This window comes from Kitasatospora sp. NPDC058190, assembly GCF_042883685.1.
Classification (GTDB): Bacteria; Actinomycetota; Actinomycetes; order Streptomycetales; family Streptomycetaceae; genus Kitasatospora.
On record NZ_JBHVVI010000115.1, the window covers coordinates 19,877 to 27,412 of the forward strand.

General features: G+C 73.8%; 6 protein-coding genes. 1 reads left to right on the forward strand and 5 read right to left on the reverse strand.

The window, feature by feature from the left end; translation table 11 throughout:
- Nucleotides 1-55 precede the first annotated feature (55 nt).
- From ACFVWU_RS36160 to ACFVWU_RS36170, 3 genes are read right to left on the reverse strand one after another with little or no spacing between them, the layout of a single operon-like run.
- Nucleotides 56-1,684, reverse strand: coding sequence for a SagB family peptide dehydrogenase (locus ACFVWU_RS36160; RefSeq protein WP_387628819.1), 1,629 nt, complete (start codon nucleotides 1,682-1,684; stop codon nucleotides 56-58).
- Nucleotides 1,685-1,743: 59 nt separating this feature from the next.
- A complete protein-coding gene (locus ACFVWU_RS36165) occupies nucleotides 1,744-4,071 on the reverse strand; it encodes a TOMM precursor leader peptide-binding protein (protein WP_387628821.1) in 2,328 nt (775 codons plus the stop codon).
- Between the two features lie 10 nt (nucleotides 4,072-4,081).
- Nucleotides 4,082-4,234: a hypothetical protein gene (locus tag ACFVWU_RS36170; RefSeq protein ID WP_387628823.1), complete on the reverse strand. Its 153-nt coding sequence runs from the start codon at nucleotides 4,232-4,234 to the stop codon at nucleotides 4,082-4,084.
- A gap of 359 nt (nucleotides 4,235-4,593) precedes the next feature.
- Here ACFVWU_RS36170 and ACFVWU_RS36175 point away from each other — a divergent pair, with 359 nt between their 5' ends.
- Entirely contained in the window at nucleotides 4,594-5,397 is an 804-nt protein-coding gene (locus ACFVWU_RS36175) for a BTAD domain-containing putative transcriptional regulator (RefSeq protein ID WP_387628826.1), read from the forward strand.
- 69 nt (nucleotides 5,398-5,466) lie between these two features.
- Here ACFVWU_RS36175 and ACFVWU_RS36180 read toward each other — a convergent pair whose 3' ends face one another.
- Both ACFVWU_RS36180 and ACFVWU_RS36185 read right to left on the reverse strand, forming a co-directional pair.
- Entirely contained in the window at nucleotides 5,467-7,011 is a 1,545-nt protein-coding gene (locus ACFVWU_RS36180) for an acyl-CoA carboxylase subunit beta (RefSeq protein WP_387628835.1), read from the reverse strand.
- A gap of 229 nt (nucleotides 7,012-7,240) precedes the next feature.
- Nucleotides 7,241-7,536: methionine adenosyltransferase domain-containing protein (locus ACFVWU_RS36185; RefSeq protein ID WP_387628828.1), on the reverse strand; the 296-nt coding region annotated here is incomplete at its 5' end.

A 7,536-nucleotide genomic window follows, 5' to 3' on the forward strand; every position in this document is an offset into this window, starting at 1 on the left:
GGTTCCACTCAAGCTGTACTCCCCCCAAGCGACTTGGGGGGAGTATAGGGCGCGACTATCCCCGCGCCGACACCTCGTTCGCACACTCGTCCCAGCCCGTGAAATCGGCCGGATCCGCCCGCCCCTCCAGGGCCGGGCGACTGCCCTCCGGGAGCGCGCCCAGGACGAAACCGCCGACCGTGGCCTCGGCCCGCCAGTCGACCCGCAGCGCCCGTTCGGCCAGCTCGATGTCGCCGCTGCGCAGCGCGCAGGTGGCCAGGCCCATGGCCGTCCCGACCAGGTACATGCTCTGGGTCACCACGCCGACGTGTTTGAGCGTCAGCGCGTACGCGAGGCCGCTGAACTTCCAGGACAGCCGGCGGTGTCGGGAGGTGATGGCGACGACCACGGCCGGCGGGGTGGCCAGCCGGGCACTGAGCGCGGCCTCGGCGAAGAGTTCGTCCAGCTCCTCCGGACCTTCATTGACGGCGATCAGACAATGCTCGGAGGGTGCGTAGTAATAGATCCCGTCCGGCAGCCCCGTGCAATCCCGCACGGCCGGGTAGAACTCCAGCTCGTACGCCCCGTCCCCGCTGGGGTAAGGGCGGTCGCTGACCGGTTCTCCGGTCGGGTCGCCGGCGGGCGCCGGCCGCAGCCCGCGCACGCGTACGGTCCGGTGCAGGAACTCGCCGAGCTGCTCGACGGTGAACGGGGCGGCGCCGAACTCGCGGACCGAGCGGCGGCCCTCGATCACCGTGGTCAGCACCGGGTCCGCCGCCAGCACCTGCTTGAGGTCGGGGCGGGCCAGCGGGTGGCGCCGGCCGGCCGGGAGCGGGCGCAGCGCGGGCTCGGGGTCGGTGCGCCCGCGCAGCGGGTGGGTCGCGCCGTACGGGCCGTCGTGGCGCCCGGTGGTGCTGCGGGTGTGGAAGAACAGGTCGACGCCCGACCAGGCGGCGAGCACCGGGTCGAGGTCCTCGCCGAAGGTGGGGGCGGACAGCCGGATCAGCTCCACCGAGGCCGTCGGCTCCGGCCCGCCGTCCTCGGCGACCGAGAGCAGCCCGGCGCCCGCCAGTTGGGCCAGCAGCGCCAGCACCACCGGTTCGGCCAGGCCCGACTCCGGCACGATCTCGGCCGGCCGCACCGGGCGGCCGAGCATGCCGACCACCCGGGCGCTCTCCGGCCGGTGCAGCTCGACCCGGTGCAGGGCGGTGGGCGCCTCCAGCACGAAGCCGGCGCCCTCGGTGCGCAGGAAGGCGAAGCGGGACAGCCGTACCGGCCGGCCCGGGTCGACCGGCCCGGGCTGGAACCGGGCCTCCCTGGCCAACGGCACCACGGACAGCAGCGGTTGGGCGGCGTCCTCCAGACCGAGCGAGCGCACCACCAGGTGCTGGAGCCGGTGCAGCACCCGCAGCACCTCGGCCTGCCCGGCCTGGTCCCGGACCGGCTCGCCGTCGCCGGAGGCGGGCATCGCCCCGGCGAAGACGTTCTCCAGCATGATCGGCCCCAGGCTCATCCGCCGCAGGGTCTCCCCCACCAGCGGGTGCGGACGGTCCAGCCGGAAGTCACCCCAGCGTGCTCTCAGCAGCAGCGAACCGTCCGGCTCCGCCGGCTCGACCAGGACGTCCTCGCGCAGGGACCACAGGGCGCGGGGGCGGGCTCCGCCGGCGGCACGGGCCGCGGCGAGGATTCCGTCGCTGGTCGGCATGGGGGACTCCTCATTGCTGAAGGCGGGCGGGGGCTCCGCCGGACGGTCCGACCGGTCGGTCAGACGAACAGGGGGATCGGATTGAGCTCCTCGTAGCGGCTGGGCCGGGCCAGCCGCCCGAGGGCGACGGGGACGTCGAACAGGCGGCCCGGGGCGAACCGGGCCCAGAACTGGCGCAGGCCGGGGACGACGACCTTGACCACCGGCAGGCCGATGTCGGGTCGGGTCTGGTCGAGCACCAGCAGGTCGAGGCCGTGGGCGCGGACGGTCTCCACGCAGGCGGCCACCTCCTCGCCCAGGTCGCGGCGCGGGCCGGCCGGGAAGTCGGCCGGGCCGCGTGCCGCCCGCCCCGGATCGGGCAGCAGGTAGGGCTGGTTGCGCACGGTCGCCGCGCGCCACCAGGAGAGCAGCTCGGGGTCGTCCAGGTCGTAGCCGGTGCCGTCGGGGGCCGCGCCGAGGGCGGCCGGCAGCAGCTGGCCCATCTCGGTCAGGGCCCGCCGCAGGGCGATCCGGGCGTCGAAGTGCGCGCCGAAGCCGAACATGACGTCCTCGGCGGGCTTGTCGGTGCGGCGGGAGAGCACGGCGAAGACCGGGATGCCGAGGTCGGAGGTGAGGTCCAGGGCCCACACCTCCCGGTTGAGGCCCGCGTAGAGCTCCATCGCGTCCCGGCCCCAGACGTCGCCGAACTCCTCCATCCGGACGGCCGGTTGGCGGGTGCGGTTGTACCACCAGAGCGCGACCGCGTCCCGTTCGACGAGTTCGAGGAAGCCGTGCACGATCGCGTCCTCCAGGCTGCTGCCGGCCGCGTTGCCGTTGGAGTCGGCGCGCAGCGCCCGGCTGCCGGCGGGTGGGGCCACCGGGCCGACCGCGCAGCTGTAGTAGAGCATTCCGGTGGGCAGCAGGCGCCGGCGGCCGTCGGCCAGCGACCAGACCGGGGTCCAGTCCACCGGCTCGGTCTCGTCGAAGGGCGCGGGCACGTGCTGGAAGACGGAGTGCCGCTCGTTCCAGCGCTCCCGGTCCGCGTACTGGCGCGGGTCGAACAGCTGGCAGTCGTCCGGGTGGACCGCCTCCGCCGCCAACTCCCGGTAGCTGCCGCGGATCCGGGTCTCGTCGCCGTGCAGCGCGCCGCAGTGCCGCTCCAGCGCCTCGCACAGCGCGCTGACCTTCGCCTCCAGCGGGGTCGCGCCCTTGCCGCCGCTCATCTGCCGCAGTCCGGCGCGCAGTTGGGCGAGGTCGGCGGAGCCGGCCACCGGGTTGCGGCCGGAGAGGTAGCAGTTGATCCGGACCGGGGCGCGCGGGTCCCGGCGGATCTCGGCGATCACACCGGTCACCGGGCTCACCAGGTGGCCGTAGCGCTCGTACACCTGCTCCGGCGTCTCGGCGCGGTGGCAGTCCGCGCCGTCCGCCTTCGGACGGGCCACCGGGACGACCGGGCGGGCCAGTTGGGCGGCCATCAGGCCAGGGTCCCCGCACTCGGGGCACTGCGGGCGGCGGCTCACCCGGTGGCCCTGGACGGCCAGGCCGAGGCTGTCCAGCACCCGGATCTCCCGCTGGCCCGGGTGCCGGTAGCCGGCCAGCCACTTGGCCGCCTCCAGGGCGGCGAGCTGCGCGCCGAGCGCCCGGACGGCGGGCACCGAGGTGTCCGGCCGGGCCACCGGGCCGGCCAGGCCCAGCGCCCGCTGCACCGGCACCTCGGAGCGCCGGTGGGCGCGCAGCCGGTGCGCCAGGCAGGTCCAGCACGGGCCGTCGGCCTCGCCGAACACCGGGCCCACCCAGGGGCTGGAGCCGCCGGGCTTGACCGCCAGCCAGGCCCGCCCGGCGGCCCGGTGGGCGGCGTCGATCTCCCGCAGGGCCGGGTCGAGGTAGTCGGCGCAGACCACCACCGACAGCTCCCCGGCACCGGCCGCGGCGGTGACCGAAAGGCCGTTGTTCCGGCAGGCCTGCTCGACCTCCCCCGCGTCGGCGCCGCCGACCGCCAGCACCGCCGCGCCCGCCTCGACCCGGCCGAGCGCGGAGGCGCCGTCCAGGCCGGCCAGTTCCCAGTAGGCCCGCGCCGAGCGGCGGGCCGGCTCGGCGGCCCCCTCGCCGTGGTAGCCGTCCCCGTGGTAGCCGATCAGCCCGGCCCGGGCGAGCCGGGCGATCAGCTGCCGGGCCCGGCCGTCCGGGAGCCCGGGCGCGGCGTCCCGCAGCACGCCGGCGAGGTCGCGGGTGCCGTCGAGCAGCGGCACCAGCCGTTCGATGCCCTCCCCTTGCAGGGCGGTCACACCCTGGTCGGAGACCAGGTAGGCCGCGTCGCCGGGCACCACTTCGGTGCGCAGATGGCTGCGGAAGCCGATCAGGCGGTGGTCGGCGGCGGGTGCGGCGGTCGAGTCGGCTCTGCGGGTCACCGGAGAACCCCTACAGGCCGTCGGTCGAGAAGCAGACGCACAGCTCGGCACGTCCGGCGGCGGGGTGGTCGAGGTCCACGATCGTCAGCTCCAGGTCGTGGTCCCCGGCCGGGGACATCAGGTCGATCAGGTCCAGCGAGTCGAGAAGGGCAGTTCCGAACACGTTCTCCCCCAGGCGTCGTGAAGGTCCGTCAGATCTCGTCGGGCTCCGCTGCGGGCTTCCCGGAGCGGCACGAGGATTCTGGGCTGGCGACCGGAGCGCGGGACAGTGCCGCGCTCATCGATCGACCGTGAAATCCTCATACCTCGGGCCGTTCTCGAGTCACCCTCGATCGGTGAGGCCGGCACTGGGTTCCGGGCCGCCCCGGGTGCCAAGGTGAAGACGCTGCGAGGCGCATCCCCGCTCCTGGGGTCCACGAGGTCCAAAGGCCTTCGTGAGCAGCGAGTCCGCGACGCAAAGCCTTCGCGACACCAGCGCCTTCGCAACGCAGCACGGAGCACGAGGCACGAAGGGAGACTCCGGTGGAGATCGGCATCCTGGGCCCACTGACCGCCAGGCTCGGACGGACGTCGGTGGTGCCGAGCGCGGGGAAGCCTAGACAGGTTCTCGCCCTGCTCGCCCTCCGATCCGGCACCAAGGTGCCGGTGGAGACGCTCTTCCACGAGCTGTGGTCGTACGACCCGCCGCGCAGCGCGGCCACCACCCTGCAGACCTACATCCTGCAGCTGCGCCGCATGCTGGCCAAGGGACTCGCGCCGGACGGCACCTGCCCCAAGACGCTGCTGCGCACCCAGTACAACGGCTATCTGCTCGACGTCCCGGTCGAGCAGACCGACGCGGCCCGGTTCGACCGGCTGCGGGAGGCCGGCCAGTCGGCGCTGCGGGCCGGCGACTGCGCGACCGCGGCGATCCAGCTGCGCGCCGCGCTCGACCTGTGGCGCGGCCCGGCCATGGCCGACCTGCAGCTCGGCGAGATCCTCTCGATCGAGGCCATCCAGCTGGAGGAGAACCGGCTGAGCACCATCGACGACCGGATCAGCGCCGACCTGGGCCTGGGCCGGCACGCCAGCCTGATCGGCGAGCTGGCGTCGCTGACGGCCCGCCACCCGATGCACCAGAACCTGCACGCGCACTACATGCTGGCGCTCTACCGCTGCGGGCGGGCCTCCAACGCGCTGGACGTCTACCGGCGGCTGCACGGCACGCTGGTCGAGTCGATCGGTCTGGAGCCCTCTCCCAAGCTGCAGCGGCTGCACCACGCGATGCTCAACGCCGATCCCCAACTGGACGTCGTGGAGCGGCAGCCGGACCTCGCCCGGCTGTGACACGGGGACGACCGCTGCCGGGGGGGCTCCGGCAGCGGTCGTCCGTTTCGGGGGGGGGGAGGGAGGGGACTACACCGGCTGGTTGCCGTGCTTGCGGCGGGGCAGCTCCGCGTGCTTGGAGCGGAGCACCGCCAGCGAGCGGATCAGTATCCGGCGGGTCTCGGCCGGGTCGATGACGTCGTCGACCAGGCCGCGTTCGGCCGCGTAGTACGGGTGCATCAGCTCCTCGCGGTACTCCTGGATGAGCAGGTCCCGGGTGGTCACCGGGTCGGTGGAGCCGGCGATCTCCCGGCGGAAGATCACGCTCACCGCGCCCTCCGCGCCCATCACCGCGATCTCGTTGGTGGGCCAGGCGAAGGACAGGTCGGCGCCCACCGAGCGGGAGTCCATCACGATGTAGGCGCCGCCGTAGGCCTTGCGCAGGATCAGCTGGATCCGCGGCACGGTGGCGTTGCAGTAGGCGTACAGCAGTTTGGCGCCGTGCCGGATGATGCCGCCGTGCTCCTGGTCGACGCCGGGCAGGAAGCCGGGCACGTCCAGCATGGTGACCAGCGGGATGTTGAAGGCGTCGCAGAGCTGGACGAAGCGCGCGGCCTTCTCCGAGGAGTGGATGTCCAGCACCCCCGCAAGCGACTGGGGCTGGTTGGCGACGATGCCGACCACCGAGCCGTTCAGCCTGGTCAGCGCGCAGATCACGCTGTTCGCCCAGCGTTCCTGGAGCTCCAGGTACTCGCCGTCGTCGGCGATCGCCGCGACCACCTCGCGCATGTCGTACGGCTGGTTGCCGTTGACCGGCACCAGGTCGAGCAGTTCCTCGCAGCGGCGGTCGGCCGGGTCGCCGGTGGGCTCGACCGGCGGCATCTCCATGTTGTTCTGCGGCAGCAGCGAGAGCAGGTAGCGGACCTCCTCCAGGCAGGTCCGCTCGTCGTCGTAGGCGAAGTGCGCCACCCCGGAGACCTCGGCGTGCACGTCGGCGCCGCCCAGGCCGTTCTGGCTCACCTTCTCGCCGGTCACCGCCTGGACCACGTCCGGGCCGGTGATGAACATCTGCGAGGTCTCGCGGACCATGAACACGAAGTCGGTCAGCGCCGGCGAGTAGGCGGCGCCGCCCGCGCACGGGCCCAGCATCACCGAGATCTGCGGGATGACGCCGGAGGCCCTGGTGTTGCGCTGGAAGATGCCGCCGTAGCCCGCCAGGGCGGTGACGCCCTCCTGGATCCGGGCGCCGGCGCCGTCGTTCAGCGACACCAGCGGGGCACCGGCGGCCAGGGCCATGTCCATGATCTTGTGGATCTTCTGCGCGTGGGCCTCACCCAGCGCGCCGCCGAAGATCCGGAAGTCATGGGCGTACACGAAGACCGTCCGGCCGTGCACCTCGCCCCAGCCGACCACCACGCCGTCGGTGTACGGCTTGCGGTCCTCCAGGCCGAGGCCCGAGGCGCGGTGGCGGCGCAGCGGTTCCAGCTCGACGAAGGTGCCCTCGTCGAACAGCACGTCCAGCCGCTCCCGGACGGTCAACTTGCCGCGGGCGTGCTGGCGTTCGGTGGCGTCCGCACTCGGGCCGTCGTAGGCCTCCCGGTGCTTGGCGGCCAACTGCTCGACGGCGGAGCGCAGCTGCGGCCCGACCGCCGCGGTCCGGGGGTGCACCGGGGCCCGGACCGCGGCGGGCGGCGGGGTCGGGCTGCCGACGACGGTGCCGAGACGATCGGCGAGTCCGCTCTGGATGGTGGTCAACGTACGTCCCCTCTCGTGCTGGGGCTCGTCTTGTGGATGTTGTCGGATCAGGCCCGGCGAGGATCCGCAAGACGAGCCCCGTGACTCGGCGTCGGTGCGGAGCCGGGCGTCAGAGCCCGGCGGCCGCGCGCAGCTCCGCCGCCCGGTCGGTGCGCTCCCAGGTCAGGTCCTGCGACTCGCGGCCGAAGTGGCCGTAGGCGGCGGTCTGGGCGTAGATGGGCCGCAGCAGGTCCAGGTCGCGGATGATCGCGGCCGGGCGCAGGTCGAAGACCTTGGTGACGGCCTCCTGGATGGTCAGCACCGGGACGGCCTCGGTGCCGAAGGTCTCGACGAACAGGCCGACCGGCTCGGCCTTGCCGATCGCGTACGCGACCTGCACCTCGGCGCGGCGGGCCAGGCCCGCGG

Bases quoted from the DNA above. Each gene is read 5' to 3' on its own strand.
- ACFVWU_RS36160 (WP_387628819.1), bottom strand. From the start codon at position 1,684: ATGCCGACCAGCGACGGAATCCTCGCCGCGGCCCGTGCCGCCGGCGGA.